Origin of the sequence: Aeromonas sp. FDAARGOS 1408 (genome assembly GCF_019048665.1) — a bacterium.
Classification (GTDB): domain Bacteria; phylum Pseudomonadota; class Gammaproteobacteria; order Enterobacterales; family Aeromonadaceae; genus Aeromonas; species Aeromonas dhakensis.
Genome location: NZ_CP077394.1, coordinates 2,096,711 through 2,112,397, shown reverse-complemented (window position 1 = coordinate 2,112,397; position 15,687 = coordinate 2,096,711). Strand labels below are relative to the sequence as shown.

Sequence of the window (15,687 nt, the reverse complement as noted above, 5' to 3'; positions counted from 1 at the left end):
ATCAGGGCTCCTCGGTCGCATTTGTTGCATTGAACGGGGCGGGCAACAGCAGCGCTTTGAGCTGGGCGATCAGCAGCCCCATGTCCTCGTCGAGCAGGGTGGCCATATTGAGCAGCACCTTCTGCTGGCGCACGGTGGCGATGACCGGTACTGGCAGTTCGCGCAAATCATCGAGCAACTGTTGGGCCGGACGCGGGTCGGTGCACTCCAGCGCAGGCGCCGGGTAGAACTCGTCCGGCAAGGTGCCGCCGCCCACCACCAGCTGGGCGGGAACCGGCACAAAGCAGCCGGGTAGGGCTTCCATCAGCTGGGAGGCTCTCGCCTGCATGGCGGCCGGGTTGCTTAAAGTCCGTTGGGCAATGCCCTCGCCGACGGGGGATTTGTTGAGCTTGTGGATGAGCAGGCGTTCCAGCAGGGAGTGGATGATGCGGCTCGAGCGGAAGGTGCGCATCATGGGGTGTTTTTCCAACCGCTTGATAAGGTCCGCACGGCCGCTGATGATGCCCGATTGCGGGCCGCCCAAGAGCTTGTCGCCGGAGTAGCAGACCAGATCCACCCCCGCCTTGATGTACTGGCGCACCGAGGTTTCGTCCGGCGCAAACTCCTCGGTGGTCAAGCCCGAGCCCTGATCCACCGCCAGCACTACCTGCTCGGGCAGGGCGCGGGCCAGCTCGCCGATGTCGGCAGATTCGGTAAAGCCGCGAATGGCGAAATTGGATCTGTGTACCATCAGCACCAGCGCGGTCTGATCGGTGATGGCATCGAGGTAATCTTTGGCGGTAGTGATATTGGTTGTACCCACCTCCACCAGTTTGGCGCCGGAGAGGGCCAGAATGTCGGGGATGCGAAAGCCGCCGCCAATCTGGATCTGCTCGCCGCGCGAGACGATCACCTCGCGCCCCTTGGCCACCTCCTGCAGCAACAGAAAGAGCGAAGCGGCATTGTTGTTGACCACCAGTGAATCCTCGGCTTGGGTGAGGCAACGGAGCAGGGGGGCGATCAGCCCCTTGCGCCCGCCGCGCTTGCCGGTGGCGAGATCCAGCTCCAGATTGTTGTAGCCGGTGTTGAGGTCGCGCACCTCGTCCCACAGATCGCTACTTAATGGCGAGCGCCCCAGATTGGTATGCACCAGGGTGCCGGTGGCGTTGATCACCCGGGTCTGACGCTGGCGCAGCTGCTGCTGGCAGCGCTTGGCAATCAGCGCCTCGATCTGCTCGGGGGCGACGCCGTGCTGGCGAAACGCCTCGCTCTGGCGCAGCTCGCTCAGGGTGTCGCGCACCGCCTGGGTCACCAGCGGGCGGCTCAGCGCCTCGATAAACCCGGCGAGAAAAGGTTGCTGCAGCAGCTGTTCCACTTGTGGCAAGCGACGCTGGTTTGCTGGAGTCGCGGCATAAGAGGCGCTGGAGGCGAGGGAGGATACGTCAGACGGAGTTGGCATGGGATGACCCGGGCTGTGCGTGGGAGTGACATGCACGCCGCCTTGCCGGGGAAGGCCGCTTCGACGCTGCTTGTTTGCTGCTGTCCACCATTCATGAATTAATAAAAAAGGCGAATGGATAAATTAATTGTTGAGCAGAGTAATAAGCGTGTTGGAGCGCATTCAGATTATATTGGCAATGCGGCAGGCGCCTTGTTAGAACAATAAGTGAAACAGTCGTCAACCAGCCTGAAACATGATTGACGGTTTCTCTCCAATATATGAAATTTGGCGGAAGAGGCAGGAATCGAACCTGCCAAAGCCTTCTCGGCTCTCATCGGTTTTGAAGACCGAGGAGGCCACCAGACCCCATCAGCTTCCGCAATGGCCACCATTTTGTGGCAATTTTCCGTGACTGGCAACGCTTTTTTATGTTTAAAAATAGCAAGTTGGCCGATTTTATGAAAAATGTCCACGCGTTGATTTATATCAATTTCATGGCAATTAGCCCGATGTTTTTAATTTAACATCGGGCGTTTCCATATACCTTTATCTGGATAATTCAACGCTGCTGTTAACAAGCTGGCAAATAATCTGACTCCGCGTTGGTGATATTCCACTGGTCCAGCCTCTTTATTAACAAGCTGGCATCCCTGGCGGCATCAAGATGCTGATAAAGATAATCCATCGCCTCGCTCACCATCTCGGTCATCGGGAAGGAGAACGCCACGATGGCCGGTTGTACCCCGACAAAGATCACCTCGGGGATAAAGGTCTTGAGCTCGTCGATCAGGAAATTGAGCGGCATATTGTGGGTCGAGAAGATAAACATCTCGGCGATGGTCTCGGGGGGGATCACCTGCAGGGTTCCCGCCTTCTCGCCGATCTCGGCGGCATCCACCAGCACCACCCGCTCCGGTTGCAGCTCCCGCACCTTGTAGACCACATTTTCCGGCGCGATGCCGCCGTCGATATGGATCCAGCCGGGCAGGGGGGCGGCCTGCAGCTTGTCGGCGAGATAGGGGCCGGCACCGTCGTCCCCCATCATGGCATTGCCCACGGTCAACACGAGATTGCAGCCCATCAGCGGCTCCTTACCATCAGGTACATATGGGGGTCGTTAAAGAGGGCGGTGAGCTGATCCATAAAGGTGTTGGTCCAGCCCAGCTCCTGCTCATCGAGTAGATTGTCGGTTTTGCGCAGCCGGTCGAAGGCGCAAGCCAGCATATGGCAGTGCTCGCGATAGATGGTGATCTCGCCAAAGGTGAGAAACCCCTCCATCTTGCGGCGCGCTTCACTCCCCTCTGGCAGCTTGGCTACCCAGTCGCGATAACCGGTCAGCGAGCAGACCAGGTCTGCTCGCAGGCAATCGACGATGCCGAGGTGGTGGCCGATGGCGAGGCTGTAGTACATCACCTCCTTGGCCTCTTCCGGCACGTCGAACTGCTCGTCGACGAACTTGCGCGAGAGGCGATAGAAAAAAACCTCGTCAGCCATGCACCGCCTCTCCCTTGCCGGCTGCCCGGTTGAGGCAGGCGTTTGCGAGGTTGTTGACGATCTCCGCCAGACGCGGATCGTCGTGCTGATCGAGGTAGCTCTGGATACGCAGATCCACATCTTGCTGGGTCGCCCCTTCAAGCAGGGCCATAAACTCGTCGGCGATGATCCGCCCCTGCCGATAACCGGCCATGCGGCGCGCTTCGCGTTCGATCATCACCCGAATTTCGTTGGGGATGCCGGTGTGGCGCAGTTCGACCCGCTCACCCGGTTGCACCTCGTGGCTGGTGGCTTTGAGTTTTTGCTCAAGCAGACCGAGCGCCACGGCAAAGCCGTAGATGGTAGCCGCCGGTGTCGGAGGGCAGCCCGGGATATAGACATCCACCGGCACGATTTTGTCGGTGCCGCCCCAGACGCAGTAGAGGTCGTGGAAGATGCCGCCATCACAGCCGCAGGCGCCGTAGGCGATGCAGATCTTGGGATCGGGCGCCGCCTCGTAGGCGCGCAGGGCCGGCACCCGCATCGCCCGGGTCACCGCGCCGGTAAAGAGCAGGATGTCGGCGTGGCGGGGGGAGGCGACCACCTTGATGCCGAAGCGCTCGGCATCGAACAGCGGGGTGATGGTGGCGAAGATCTCGATTTCGCAGGCGTTGCAGCCGCCGCAATCGACCCGGTAGACATAGGCCGAGCGGCGAATGTCCTTGAGCAGGGTCTTCTTGAGTTTGGTGATCTCGGGATCCTGTGCCAACGGCACGGCGCGGGTATGGGCATGGCCGACAACCGGTTCTATGCCTTTGATCTTGCTCATCACATCCACTCCTGTTGTGTGGCTATCGGTGTGATCAGGGCCGAGTCAGGCTGGCTCAGCATGCTCTGCTTTCGTTTGCAGTCGGGGCAGTGGTGCAGCCGCTCTGGCGGCGCCAGCGGCTTGGCATCGCGAGCCAGCGGCGTGCCCGCCTGCTTGAGGGTGTCCTCCACCAGCGCCACCAGCTTGCTCGGGGCAAAGTAGGTGCCGCACAGGGTGCAGGGGGCCAGCGCGAAGCGGGCCTCCTCATAGAGATCCGCCTTGTTGGTCACCGCCAGCTCAAACTCGGGTGAGAGCGCGATGGCGCGGGTCGGGCAGACCTCCTCGCAGCGGCCGCAGAAGATGCAGCGCGCCATGGAGATCTCCCAGCGCCGTTCGCCGGTCTCCATGTCCACTTCCATCACCAGCGCATTGGCCGGGCAGGCCTTGGTACAGGCGGCGCAGGCGATGCACTGATCCGCCTGATATTTGGGTTTGCCGCGAAAATCCCGGTTCACATCAATAGGGGCGAAGGGGTACTTGGCGGTCGGGGTGCCAGCCTTGAGGATGGTCTTGAACAGCTTGATCATGATGACCCCTTATTTCAGCGGAGAGTTTTTGCGATCGATGCCGTAGCGCTCGATCTCCTTGTAGGAGACCACGGTGGATTTGCCCTTCTTAGGGTCGACCAGGGTGACCCGGTCGGTACAGGAGTAGCAGGGATCCAGACTGCCGATGATGAGCGGTGCATCCGCCACGGTATTGCCGCGCAGCATGTAGCGCAGGGCGGGCCAGTTGGCGTAAGTTGCGGCGCGGCAGCGCCAGCGGAACAGCTTCTGGTTATCCCCGGTCATGCTCCAGTGGACGTTCTCGCCGCGGGGCGCTTCGGTAAAGCCCAGCGCAAACTTGCCCGGCTGGTAGGTGAAGCCTTCGGTGAGCAGTGGCCCTTCCGGCAGGTGCTCAAGACCAAACTCAATCATGTCGAGGGAGTCGTAGAGCTCGTGGATGCGTACCAGTACCCGGGATTGCACATCGCAACCCGCCTTGGTCTGGATCTCCATCGGCAGCTCGCGGTAACCGGCAAAGTCGTGAACCCGGCGCACGTCACGCTTGAAGCCGCTCGCCCGCACCATGGGGCCGACGCAGCTGAAATCACGGGCAATCTGTGGCTCGAGCTTGCCGATACCGATGAGGCGGGAGGAGATGTTGGCGGTATCCAGCAGCATGGCCACCAGGGGTTTGAGCTCATCACGGAGCTCCCGCACCAGCTGGGCGCCCTTGATGCGATCTTCCTTGAAGATGTCGCGGCGTACCCCGCCAATCAGGTTGAGACCGTAGGTCTTGCGGGCGCCGGTCAGCAGCTCGGCCAGGGTCATGGATTTCTCCCGCACCCGGAAGAACTGCATAAAGCCGGTGTCGAAACCGGTGAAGTGGCTCGACAGGCCGATGTTGAGGATATGGCTGTGCAGGCGCTCCACCTCCAGCAGCACGGCGCGGATCATCTTGGCCCGCTCGGGTACCACAATACCCATGGCGTTCTCTACCGAGGTGGTGTAGGCGACGCTGTGGGTAAAACCGCAGATGCCGCAGACCCGGTCGGTCAGGAAGGCCACTTCGTTATAGCCCATGCGGGTTTCCGCCAGCTTCTCCATGCCGCGATGGACATAGAAGAGGCGGTAGTCGGCATCGATGATGTCTTCGCCATCGACGAACAGACGAAAGTGGCCCGGTTCATCCGAGGTGATGTGCAGCGGGCCGACCGGCACGATGCGGTTGGCATCACTGCCCAGCTCGTTGACGAAGGGGTAGGTCTCGGTGTCGGTGGTGGGCATAGGGCGCTGGCGATAATCCATGGCGTCCTTGCGTAGCGGGTGGATATCCTCCGGCCAGTCGTCCGGCAGTACCAGACGACGTTCGTCCGGCAGGCCGATGGCGCGCAGGCCGTACATGTCGCGGATCTCCCGCTCACCCCATACCGCCGCCGGAATGGTCGGGGTGATGGAGGGGTACTCTTGGGTATCGGCATCCACCAGCACCTTGACGGTGATCCAGCACTTGGTGTCGCCCTCCATGGAGAAGACGTGGTAGACGGCGAAGTGGCCGTTGAGGCTGCGCTCGTCATTGGCAAAGGAGAGCGGAAGCCAGCCCCCCAGCTGGTGGAAGATCAGGCTGGCCGTCTCGACCAGACTGGTGGGCTTGACGGTAATGGTGGCCTGATCGGCGGTTTGCCACTCCTCGTCGACGATGGCGTGGGGCAGTTGTGCTCGCACCTGCTGGATGTAGTCGCAGCCGATGCGATCCGAAATGGCGATGGTCATGCAGTTCTCACTTTAATGTTCGGGAATGAGCATTCACAAATGATGAAATCGGAAAAAGTTGCTGTGCTGGCGGGCATGGTTCAGACCCCGACCAGATAGGCGAGCAGCGCCAGCAGAGCCAGCCCCAAGCCGTAGCGGGTGAGCTTGTGGGTGCGCACGAACTGGGTACGGGCCATGGCGTTTTCGATGATGCCGGCCAGCAAAAAGGCCACCAGCAGCTTGCAGGCGAGGATCAGCGCCGCGCCGATGAGCGCAGGCAGACTCCAGTTGGCCGCCTTGCCGAAGGGGAGGAAAATGACCAGAAAGAGCTGCACCACCACCAGTTGCTTGAGGCCGATGGAGAGCTTGAGCAGGGCCAGGCCCGCACCGGAATACTCGGTGAGCGGCCCCTCTTGCAGCTCCTGCTCGGCTTCGGCGCAGTCAAAGGGCAGCTTGCCCATCTCGACAAACACCGCGAAGGCGCAGGCGGCACCGGCCAGCAGGGTGGCGATGGGCGCGGCCAGTGGCTTGGTCGCCACATAGCTGCTGATGTTGCCCAGATCCGAGCTGCCCACCATCATCGCCATGATGAAGCAGGCGAGCACCAGAATGGGCTCCACCAGAATGCCGAGGGTCAGTTCGCGGCGGGCACCGATCCCTGCAAACATGCTGCCGCTGTCGAGCCCCGCCAGCGAAAAGAAGAAGCGGAAGATGGCGAACAGATAGATGTCGGTGATGAGATCCCCGGCGATGGGGAAGGGGGACTCATGAGTCAGGGTCGGCAGCGCCATCCCTACCAGCAAGAGGGCGGCGATGAGCAGCGCAGGCATCAGGTTGAAGATGATGCCGGCAGGCTCCGGGGTCACCTCCTGACGGCGCAGGAGCTTGGCGATATCCCGGTAATCCTGCAGCAGGCCCGGCCCCTGACGGGAGTGCATCTTGGCCCGCAGCACCCGGTTGAAACCGGTGGCGAGCGGCGCCAGCGCCAGCATGGCGATGGCCTGGGTCAGGGCGAGGGCAACCATGCCCCAGCTCGGCATTTCAAGAACAGGCATATCAGACTCCTACTGCCATCAGGATAAAGAGCGCCAGCACAATGGCGTGCAGCAGCCAGCCGGTTGTCCCGCTGGTATCGCTCACCCCGTGCAGGGCGCTGGCCAGATCGAGCTGCGGCTGCTTGCGATAGAGCGGCGCGCAGAGTTGGCGCAAGGTGTGGGTGACACCGCCGGAGGTGAGGCTCATGCGCTCCTCGTAGGCGTAACCACAAGCCCACGGGGTGCCAGCGTGACGACGACCGAGTTTGGGCCCCTTGAAGATGGCCAGTACCAGCAGCGGGATCAGGAACAGCCCCAGCAGGGTGATGGCGATAACGGGCGGGGAGAGGATCGCCTGGCTGCTATCGAGTGGCAGCAGGGTGGCGCCGGTGGCGACACTCATCTGGCTGGCAACGAGTGCCTGACCATAGCTGGCGATATGGGGGGCAATCCAGGGGGCGCCCAGACCCAGCACCAGACAGACCGCAGCCAGCAGCAGGGTGCCTGCCACCATGGCGCCCGGCACTTCGCGGGCGTGGCTCGCTTTCTCGCTACGCGGTGCGCCGCAGAAGCAGATACCGTACACCTTGACGAAACACATCACCGCCATGGCACCGGTCACAGCCAGCATCACTACCGCGAGCGGAGCGACGACGGAGGTGCCGAGCTTGGTCATGGAAAGGAGCGACTGATAGATAAACCACTCGCTGACAAAGCCGTTGAGCGGCGGCAGCGCCGAGATGGCCATGGCACCGATGAGGAACGCCAGCGCAGTCCAGGGCATCAGCTTGGCAAGACCACCCATCTTGTCCATATCCCGGGTGTGCAGGCGGAACATCACCGAGCCGGTGCCCATAAAGAGCAGGCTCTTGAAGATGGCGTGGTTGAGCAGGTGATAGAGGGCGCCGAGCAGCCCCAGCACCACCAGTGCCGGCTGCTGGTTGGCGATGCCGATCATGCCGATCCCCATCCCCATCAGGATGATGCCGATGTTCTCCACCGTGTGGTAGGCGAGCAGCCGCTTGAGATCGTGCTCGGCCAGCGCAAACAGCACCCCGAGCACTGCCGAACAGGCACCGAAGATCAGCACTACATAGCCCCACCAGAGCTGGCTGGCGCCGAGAAAATCGATGCTGACCCGCAAGATGCCAAAGAGACCCAGCTTCACCATCACGCCGGACATCAGCGCCGAGATATGGGAAGGGGCGACGGGCTCGGCCACCGGCAGCCAGCCGTGCAGCGGCACGAAACCGGCACGCAGGCCAAAACCGCAGAAGCTGAGCAGGAACACCAGAGAGGCCAAGGCGCCCGCCAGATGGTGCTCGCGCAGCGCAGCGAACTCCAGCGAGCCGCTTTCGCGGCAGAGCAGCCAGAAGGCGATCAGCACCAGCGCCATGCCGATATGGTTCATCACCAAGTAGAGACGGCTCTGTTTGGCGGCATCCGGGTTGGTCTTGACCAGCCAGTAGGTGGTGAGGGTTACCAGCTCGTAGCAGAGCAAGAAACCGAGCGCGTTGTCGGCCAGCACCATGCCCACCATGGCAAAGAGGAAGAGGTTCATCAGCGCGCCGATGGCCACATCGCCCTTGCCCTGATATTCGCGGATATAGGCAAAGGAGTAGAGGGCGACGGCGACGCCGACGGTGCTAATCACCAGCAGCATCAGTGCGGCCAGCATGTCGAGGTGCACTGAGCCCAGCAGCCAAAGCTGGCCGTCGACGGGGGTGCCTTGGGCAAAGATCTGGATGGCGGCGACCAGACCCGCGAGTGAGCCCAACAGGGCAAAGCCACTGTTGAGACGGTTGGCCAGTGCGGGCAGCTTTTGCAGGAGCAAACCGGCGGCAGCGCCCAGCAAAAAGAGCAGGAGCGTAGCCATTACAAGGGGGGACAACATCAGCGAACCCCCTCTGTGGTGGATAAATCGGAGGCAGGGAGCGCCGTGGCAGGCGCCGAGAAGGCAGAGGCCCCTTGCGGATTGGTGTCGGCCGCTTGCTGGCGACGGATACGGGCGGCGCGTTCGGTGTCGCTGTCATTGACCAGCTTCAGTGCCTGGGAGGGGCAGGCTCCGACACAGGCCGGGCCATCGGCGCGAAACTCGCACAGGTCGCACTTGACCGCGATGCTGCGCACGCCCGGCTCCCAGCTCAGCAGATCCTCGCCAAAGCAGCGCAGGCCGGCAGAGGTGGAGGGGTTGCTGGAGCGGATGGAGCAGGGGATATAGGTGTCGTAACTGGTGGCCACGGCCACCGGACGGCTGCCGCCGCTCTGGATGGCGCCAAAGGGGCAGGCCACGGCGCAGAGATTGCAGCCGATGCATAGCGACTCGTTGAGTTGCACGCAATCGCCGGTTTGGCGAATTGCCTCGACCGGGCACACCTTGCTGCAGGGGGCATCGTCACAGTGACGGCACTGAACCGGCATGGTCGCCTGCTCGTGTCGCATAACGGTTAAACGGGGGGCTTGTTGCAAACCTTGCGCCTTGTGTACCTCGCTGCAGGCCGCCATACAGGTGCCACAGCCGATACAAAGCTTGGGGTCAGCGATAACGAAGCGGTTCATAGCCTACCTTGTCGTGTCGCGAACGGAGAGAGTAGGGGCAGGTTGGCAAGATACGGGCCAGCTTGGTTTTGCTTGGCTGTATGAGTGTAAGTGTTTGTTTTTAAATGAAGTTTAAAATAGCATCGACGGGTGTCGAGGCCTTGTCCCACTGTCGAAGCGTGACGTTCGTCACTTGTGACGAAGGTAGGAGAGGGTTCGTCACCCCCGCAAAACGGTGTCGGCATGGCTGAATGCGGGGTCGTGACAAGGGGCGAAAAGGCTATGGGTCTGCGCCACGGCATCGGGGGGAGCAGGGTGCAAAGAACCAAGTGAATTGCACCGCTCTGCAAATACGTTCGCGGTGGTGTGCTCCCTTCTCCCCTCGCAGGAGAAAGGTTGGGGATGAGGGGGAAAGTCAGCAATATGGTCGCGGTGCACGGCGCTGCGCTTGTTGCACCCTACGGTGTGATGTCTGTGGGGGTCGACGTGGTGTGCCCCCTTCTCCCCTTGCGGGAGAAGGGCCGGGGATGAGGGGCGGTAATTGGGGTTAACGGAAAAGAAGAGGGAGGCCAATGCCTCCCTCTCTACTTGTTGATGTTCGATGCCATCAAGAGGCCATCAACTCGACATCAGATATCCACCTGGGATCCCAGCTCGATGACCCGGTTGGGCGGGATCTCGAACTGATCCGGCGCGCGCAGGGCGTTGCGCTGCAGCAGCATAAAGAGCTTGCCGCGCAGGTAGAGATACCAGGGGCGCTCCTTCATGATCAGCGACTCGTGGGCCATGAAGAAGGAGGTCTCCATCATCCGGCAGCTCAGCCCCTCGGCGTTGCAGCGGTGGAAGATCTCCTCCACGTTCGGGGTCTCGCGCCAGCCGTAGCTTGCCACCACCCGCCAGAAGGTGGGGGAGAGCTGCTCGATGCAGACCCGGCGCACGTTGTGGACGTAGGGCACCTCTTCCACCCGCAGGGTGAGCAGGATGATCCGCTCGTGCAGCACCTTGTTGTGCTTGAGGTTGTGCAAGAGCGCGTGGGGGATCACGTTGACCACCCGCGACATATAGACCGCCGTGCCGGCCACCCGGGTCGGCGGGGATTTTTCCAGAGAGGCGATCATCGGCTCCAGCGAGTTGCCGTGCTCGTTCAGGCGGCGAATAAGCTGAAAGCGCTCGCTTTTCCAGCTGGTCATCACGGTGAACATCACCGCGCCCAGGGTGAGCGGCAGCCAGCCGCCGGAGAAGATCTTGGCGAGGTTGGCGGCAAACAGCGGCACGTCGATGGCCAGCAGCGCGACAAACAGGGCGGCCACCAGGTACTTGTTCCAGTGCCAGCTGTGGCGGGCCACCGAGCAGGAGAGGATGGAGGTGAGCACCATGGTGCCGGTGACGGCGATGCCGTAGGCCGCCGCCAGATTGCTGGAGTGCTCGAAGCTCATGATGACGATCACCACCGAGATATAGAGCATCCAGTTGATGACCGGAATATAGATCTGGCCGGACTCCTGTTCGGAGGTGTGCACGATGCGGATGGGTGAGAGATAACCGAGCCGCACCGCCTGCCGGGTGAGCGAGAAGACCCCGGAGATCACGGCCTGGGAGGCGATCACCGTGGCCAGGGTCGCCAAGAGCAGCAATGGCAGCAGCGCCCATTTCGGGGCGAGCAGGAAGAAGGGGTTGGTGATGGCCTCGGGATGGGCCAGCAGCAGCGCCCCCTGGCCGAAGTAGTTGAGCACCAAGGAGGGTAACACCACCATAAACCAGGCGCGCCGGATCGGGCTCTTGCCAAAATGGCCCATGTCGGCGTAGAGCGCCTCCACCCCGGTGATGGCCAGCACCACGGCGCCGAGAGCAAAGAAGGAGGCGGTCTGGTACTTGGCAAAAAAGCGCAGCGCCCAGACGGGGTTGAGCGCCCCCAGCACCTCAGAGTGCTGGAAGATGCTGTTCAGACCCAGCACCGCCAGGGTGATGAACCAGGTGAGCATGATGGGGGCGAACAGCTTGCCCACGGTGGCGGTGCCGTGTTTCTGGATGGCGAACAGCAGGGTCAGCACCAGCACCGAGAGCGGCACTATGTAAGGGTCGAGAGAGGGGGCGGCGATGTTCAAGCCCTCGATGGCTGACATCACCGACATGGCCGGGGTGATCACCACCTCGCCATAGAAGAAGCTGCCGCCAATCAGCCCCAGGATGATCAGCAAGGGGGTCCACTTGGCCGGGGTGTTGCGGGTGGCCAGTGACATCAGGGTGAGGATGCCCCCTTCGCCGGCGTTGTCGGCCCGCATCACGAAGGAGAGGTACTTGACCGAGACCACCAGGATCAGCAGCCAGAAGATCAGTGAAAGAAAGCCCAGGATGGAGGCGGGCTCTACCCCGAAACCGAACTGGCCGGAGAGGCACTCGCGCAGGGTATAGAGCGGGCTGGTGCCGATGTCGCCATAGACCACGCCGATCGCCGCCAGCGTAACGCCGGACAGGGCTTGTTTGTGATTACCGTTCATGAAGTTGTCTGTCAGTTTGATGGTGACGATTGGCCAGCACGGGCCGCCCCCGTCTATCGGGCGTGCGGCAGGTGCCGCAGGAACGCATTAATGGATTGCGATGGGAAAGGGAGCTAACTGGATATAAAGAGGCTCATCATGGGACACAGTCTGTTCATCTGCCGTTAAGGGTATAATGACACACACTCTGCGGGTTCATACTCAGGTATAAATAATCAAAAAGGGGTGGCTAACGAAATTATTAATTGGCCACTGATTGAAATACCCCGTCCAGACCTTGGCAAGTGATTGTTTTAACTGGCTATCCATTTTTTCCAGCGTTTTGCATCAAGCTGGCTAAGAAATAAACGATAAAATGCTGACAAATAAATTACTATGCTATGTTACAAAGGGGTTTTGGTTGGGTCCCGAGAGAGTCCTTAATATATATTCTGGTGGAGAAATAACAAAGAGGGGAGGTGACCGTCTCAAGGACGGTCACCATGCCACTATAGTGCAGAAATAAATATGGGGGAATTGTAGTGAATTAAATAACTAACCAATAATTTTAAATAAATGTATAGATTTCATACTACGCTAATGATTTCATTGACTATATCTATAATTATTCATGCTTCGTACGCATTTAAGAGATCTGCAGCAAGCTGTGCCCGAGCTTGTTCATTAGAACCGTAATTTTCAGAAGTTATTTCTGTTCCATTTTGGTCTAAATTGTTTTTTATTTTTTTGAATGCATCAGCAAAAAATTCTCGGCTTAAATCATTTTGTTGGGCTCCAACCATATATAATTGTGGGAATATTTTTATAATTGCACCAAACCCAATTGATTTGGATAAAATATATCCGTTGGGATCTTCCCACTCTTTTCTAAAGACGTCTCTTAAGCCTGAGAATAGGTTTAATATAATTTTATGTATCACAGCATCTGCCTCTGAGATAAAATATCTTCTCAGGGGTAAACTGGGATCATCATTTAAACTAATCTCTCGTTTGATATCACGACTGTCCTTGTCAGGATTTTTTGAAATTAACTCAAGGAAATATTTAATGAAGGTACCTTGAGATAAGGTAGCTGCATCTTGTCCTTTCTCTTTCTTTCCAAGCATTTTTAACCTACGGTAAAAAGGAGATTCAGGATCTTTGTTTAAGGCTCGAGCTATTTCGTGACAAGTTTTGTACGGACTTCTTGTTTTACTTAAAGCAAATAGATCGTAAATTAAAGACATATTCACTCTAGTTTGTTTACTATTGATGATAGAGAAAACATATGCTTTTTGATAAGGCTCTAGATCAAACATGAATACTACAGGAAGCTGGAAGTCATTAATATATTTAGATTTCATTAACCCTTTTAATCGATGTTGCCCATCAATCACATCTCCAATATTACTATTTTCATCGAAATAAATGTAATCTTCATCAATGTTAACATCGGCAGACAGATTGACAGCAATAATAATAGGGGTCGGAAAAGTTGCATCAGTGTCTGAACAATATTCAGAAATTTCTTTTATTCTTGTGGCTGATTGTTCGCGTTGAACAGCATCGGGACTTTCTCCACGCTCTGTGGCATCTGCAAATTTCGCAAGTATGGATGCATCTATAGATGTGAGGTAGAAGTTACCAATCGGCTGTTTTACTGAAAGATACTTTACTTTCATTATAATTTCACCCCTGCTCCATCATCTGTCAATTTGTTACTATCTAAAACAACTTCGTCAACTGCAGCATCGTCTTGGACATTAAAAGTGTCGTCTAAATGTTTGTACTTAGGGGATTTTATATTTAAAAGGCAATAAGTATACAGGCCTATAAAAATTGATAAAATATAAACTATGAGCTGTGGCCAGTCAATTGTTAGTTTAAAGTTAATTAGTGTTGATGATAATGATTTCATTTGCACTGCTGCGTAAATGATACCAGAGAGTACAAGAAAAAACATCACAAATATAATTGATACAATCTTAATTGATGTAAATTCTGGTTTTTTGTTTTTTATGAAGTTGGCGAATAGAGGACCTAATGCAGAGGCGGCTATAGCTATTGCGTAGGTATAGAAACTACCAGAAATTGAATCCAAATAAATGGATTGAGATATCGGTAAAGAATACGAAAAATATCGAATTATTATGTTTGCCAAAATCCCTAATTGACCGGCAAAAATAGTAAAAACAAACCATATAAAGAATTCCAGCTTGTTCTCTTTAATTATTTTAAAGGGATCGATAACATACCTTAGTGGTTTAATTATAGATGTAAATCTGCATAAACAGTATGTAGCAAACCTAGCCATTGGTTTGCGGCATTTAATTCCCCATCTTTTAATTTCATCTTTTAAAGAGGGATTATCTTGTGGAGGAGGTGTACTCACATCGTATTCCTATATACCTGTAAGACAGACTGCTGACCTTAGAGTCCAATTTGCTGCTATTAACCCGTGCTGCCTGCCGTCCCATGGAATCGACTCACAACAGAATTGGTTGCCATCTGGAACATTATATCCGCTTGGATAAAAAACAGAAGTGGGAGGTGTTAGAAACCGGATCCAGTTCAATAAATGGGTCAATAGAGGGGGCTTTATTGTTCTGTCTTTCTTTGATTTCAAATGGAAAAACTAAACGATTTTGCTGCCGAGTCGCCTTCTCCATGGCCTGTCGGAGCTGTTTTAAGCCCTGTTGCCGCCACTCCATCATTGAGTTGTCGTCATGTCGCCGAGATGTCGCCCTGTCCAATGGGGCAGGGGAGTGGTCAACGGGTGTCGATCTCGTCACTTTTGTCGTGTCGAGGGCGCTAGCGAACTGCCGTCGTCATCGTCACCGATTCAAACTCACCGACAGATAAATCTTGTTAATCCTTAATTTTCAGTGCCTTGTGACTTTTATCACGAGCGTGGGCCGATTTGGTCTGATTCATGCCTAGTGGGAGGGTCGGCCGGGTCGTCGCTTGTTTGGTGTGACCGGTCGGGTGTAACGAACCATTTAGGATCCCTCTCTATGAACAGCTTCGTGATTGCAGATCCCAGTCTCTGTATTGGGTGTCGTACCTGTGAGGTGGCCTGCGCCGTTTCACACCAGTCAGGGTCCTGCAGCGGGACCCTTGAGCGGGAGGGCGGCCTGCATCTTGCCATCGAGGATGGACATCTGGTCTCCAAGGACAGCCATTTTCAGCCGCGCCTGAAGGTTATCGTGGGCAGCAAGGTGACTACACCGGTGCTCTGCCGCCAGTGTGAAGACAAGCCGTGCGCCATGGCCTGCCCCAACAACGCCATCGTCACCGAGGATGGCTGCGTCAAGGTGCTGCAGGCGCGCTGCATCGGCTGCAAGTCTTGCGTGGTGGCCTGCCCTTACGGCGCCATGGCGGTGGTGGTGAAAGAGGTGGCCCCCACGGCCGATTCGCTCTTCAAGCGGCCGCAGACCAAGGCGCAGGCGCTCAAGTGCGATCTCTGCCAGCACCGCGAGGCGGGCCCGGCCTGTGTCGAGGTGTGTCCGACCCAGGCGCTGCGGCTGGTCACGCCGGCGCACCTTGACACCCTGAACCGGCAGAAGCAGCTGGCCAGTGCCGAGGCCCTGCTGGCGATGCCGGCGCGGGTGTGAGCGGGCTTGCCGAGCCGTTTTTCGTTAAC

Annotated in this window: 13 protein-coding genes and 1 tRNA gene; 1 reads left to right on the top strand and 13 read right to left on the bottom strand. The window is 57.6% G+C overall.

Annotated elements, in window-relative coordinates:
* Position 1 precedes the first annotated feature (1 nt).
* The 13 genes from selA to I6L38_RS09710 form a co-directional block, all read right to left on the bottom strand.
* On the bottom strand, positions 2 to 1,438 hold the full coding sequence (gene selA, locus I6L38_RS09770; protein WP_216989493.1) for an L-seryl-tRNA(Sec) selenium transferase: 1,437 nt from the start codon (positions 1,436 to 1,438) through the stop codon (positions 2 to 4).
* 268 nt (positions 1,439 to 1,706) lie between these two features.
* Positions 1,707 to 1,798 (bottom strand) — tRNA-Sec (locus I6L38_RS09765).
* Positions 1,799 to 1,991: 193 nt separating this feature from the next.
* On the bottom strand, positions 1,992 to 2,501 hold the full coding sequence (hycI, locus tag I6L38_RS09760; protein ID WP_216989492.1) for a hydrogenase maturation peptidase HycI: 510 nt from the start codon (positions 2,499 to 2,501) through the stop codon (positions 1,992 to 1,994).
* On the bottom strand, positions 2,501 to 2,914 hold the full coding sequence (locus tag I6L38_RS09755) for a formate hydrogenlyase maturation HycH family protein (protein ID WP_151286377.1): 414 nt from the start codon (positions 2,912 to 2,914) through the stop codon (positions 2,501 to 2,503). The genes hycI and I6L38_RS09755 overlap by 1 nt, the downstream gene beginning before the upstream one ends.
* The gene (locus tag I6L38_RS09750) at positions 2,907 to 3,722 is read right to left on the bottom strand and encodes an NADH-quinone oxidoreductase subunit B family protein (protein ID WP_005301886.1); all 816 of its coding nucleotides are present in this window, start codon (positions 3,720 to 3,722) and stop codon (positions 2,907 to 2,909) included. Before I6L38_RS09750 ends, I6L38_RS09755 begins: the two co-directional genes overlap by 8 nt.
* A complete protein-coding gene (locus I6L38_RS09745; RefSeq protein ID WP_201882738.1) occupies positions 3,722 to 4,288 on the bottom strand; it encodes a formate hydrogenlyase complex iron-sulfur subunit in 567 nt (188 codons plus the stop codon). The genes I6L38_RS09750 and I6L38_RS09745 overlap by 1 nt, the downstream gene beginning before the upstream one ends.
* 9 nt (positions 4,289 to 4,297) lie before the next feature.
* Positions 4,298 to 6,016, bottom strand: a complete 1,719-nt coding sequence (locus I6L38_RS09740) for an NADH-quinone oxidoreductase subunit C (protein WP_049047265.1) — start codon at positions 6,014 to 6,016, stop codon at positions 4,298 to 4,300.
* An 80-nt stretch (positions 6,017 to 6,096) separates the two neighbouring features.
* Positions 6,097 to 7,050 (bottom strand): respiratory chain complex I subunit 1 family protein, encoded by a 954-nt coding sequence (locus I6L38_RS09735; RefSeq protein WP_216989491.1) that lies wholly within the window; start codon positions 7,048 to 7,050, stop codon positions 6,097 to 6,099.
* Position 7,051: 1 nt separating this feature from the next.
* Entirely contained in the window at positions 7,052 to 8,923 is a 1,872-nt protein-coding gene (gene hyfB / locus I6L38_RS09730) for a hydrogenase 4 subunit B (protein WP_216989490.1), read from the bottom strand.
* A complete protein-coding gene (locus I6L38_RS09725) occupies positions 8,923 to 9,588 on the bottom strand; it encodes a 4Fe-4S dicluster domain-containing protein (protein WP_216989489.1) in 666 nt (221 codons plus the stop codon). Before I6L38_RS09725 ends, hyfB begins: the two co-directional genes overlap by 1 nt.
* Before the next feature lie 608 nt (positions 9,589 to 10,196).
* Complete coding sequence (kup, locus tag I6L38_RS09720) at positions 10,197 to 12,065, bottom strand: low affinity potassium transporter Kup (protein WP_216989488.1); 1,869 nt, start codon at positions 12,063 to 12,065, stop codon at positions 10,197 to 10,199.
* 608 nt (positions 12,066 to 12,673) lie between these two features.
* Positions 12,674 to 13,726 carry a DGQHR domain-containing protein gene (locus I6L38_RS09715; protein ID WP_216989487.1) on the bottom strand — a complete coding sequence of 351 codons (1,053 nt, stop codon included), beginning with the start codon at positions 13,724 to 13,726 and terminating at the stop codon, positions 12,674 to 12,676.
* Positions 13,726 to 14,436, bottom strand: coding sequence for a hypothetical protein (locus tag I6L38_RS09710; RefSeq protein ID WP_216989486.1), 711 nt, complete (start codon positions 14,434 to 14,436; stop codon positions 13,726 to 13,728). The genes I6L38_RS09715 and I6L38_RS09710 overlap by 1 nt, the downstream gene beginning before the upstream one ends.
* 622 nt (positions 14,437 to 15,058) lie before the next feature.
* Between I6L38_RS09710 and I6L38_RS09705 the strand changes: the two genes are divergently transcribed.
* Entirely contained in the window at positions 15,059 to 15,658 is a 600-nt protein-coding gene (locus I6L38_RS09705; RefSeq protein ID WP_005301859.1) for a 4Fe-4S binding protein, read from the top strand.
* Positions 15,659 to 15,687: the final 29 nt, after the last annotated feature.

Coding starts and splice junctions, on each gene's coding strand:
- selA (WP_216989493.1), bottom strand. CDS start 1,438: ATGCCAACTCCGTCTGACGTATCCTCCCTCGCCTCCAGCGCCTCTTAT.
- hycI (WP_216989492.1), bottom strand. CDS start 2,501: ATGGGCTGCAATCTCGTGTTGACCGTGGGCAATGCCATGATGGGGGAC.
- I6L38_RS09755 (WP_151286377.1), bottom strand. CDS start 2,914: ATGGCTGACGAGGTTTTTTTCTATCGCCTCTCGCGCAAGTTCGTCGAC.
- I6L38_RS09750 (WP_005301886.1), bottom strand. CDS start 3,722: ATGAGCAAGATCAAAGGCATAGAACCGGTTGTCGGCCATGCCCATACC.
- I6L38_RS09745 (WP_201882738.1), bottom strand. CDS start 4,288: ATGATCAAGCTGTTCAAGACCATCCTCAAGGCTGGCACCCCGACCGCC.
- I6L38_RS09740 (WP_049047265.1), bottom strand. CDS start 6,016: ATGACCATCGCCATTTCGGATCGCATCGGCTGCGACTACATCCAGCAG.
- I6L38_RS09735 (WP_216989491.1), bottom strand. CDS start 7,050: ATGCCTGTTCTTGAAATGCCGAGCTGGGGCATGGTTGCCCTCGCCCTG.
- hyfB (WP_216989490.1), bottom strand. CDS start 8,923: ATGTTGTCCCCCCTTGTAATGGCTACGCTCCTGCTCTTTTTGCTGGGC.
- I6L38_RS09725 (WP_216989489.1), bottom strand. CDS start 9,588: ATGAACCGCTTCGTTATCGCTGACCCCAAGCTTTGTATCGGCTGTGGC.
- kup (WP_216989488.1), bottom strand. CDS start 12,065: ATGAACGGTAATCACAAACAAGCCCTGTCCGGCGTTACGCTGGCGGCG.
- I6L38_RS09715 (WP_216989487.1), bottom strand. CDS start 13,726: ATGAAAGTAAAGTATCTTTCAGTAAAACAGCCGATTGGTAACTTCTAC.
- I6L38_RS09705 (WP_005301859.1), top strand. CDS start 15,059: ATGAACAGCTTCGTGATTGCAGATCCCAGTCTCTGTATTGGGTGTCGT.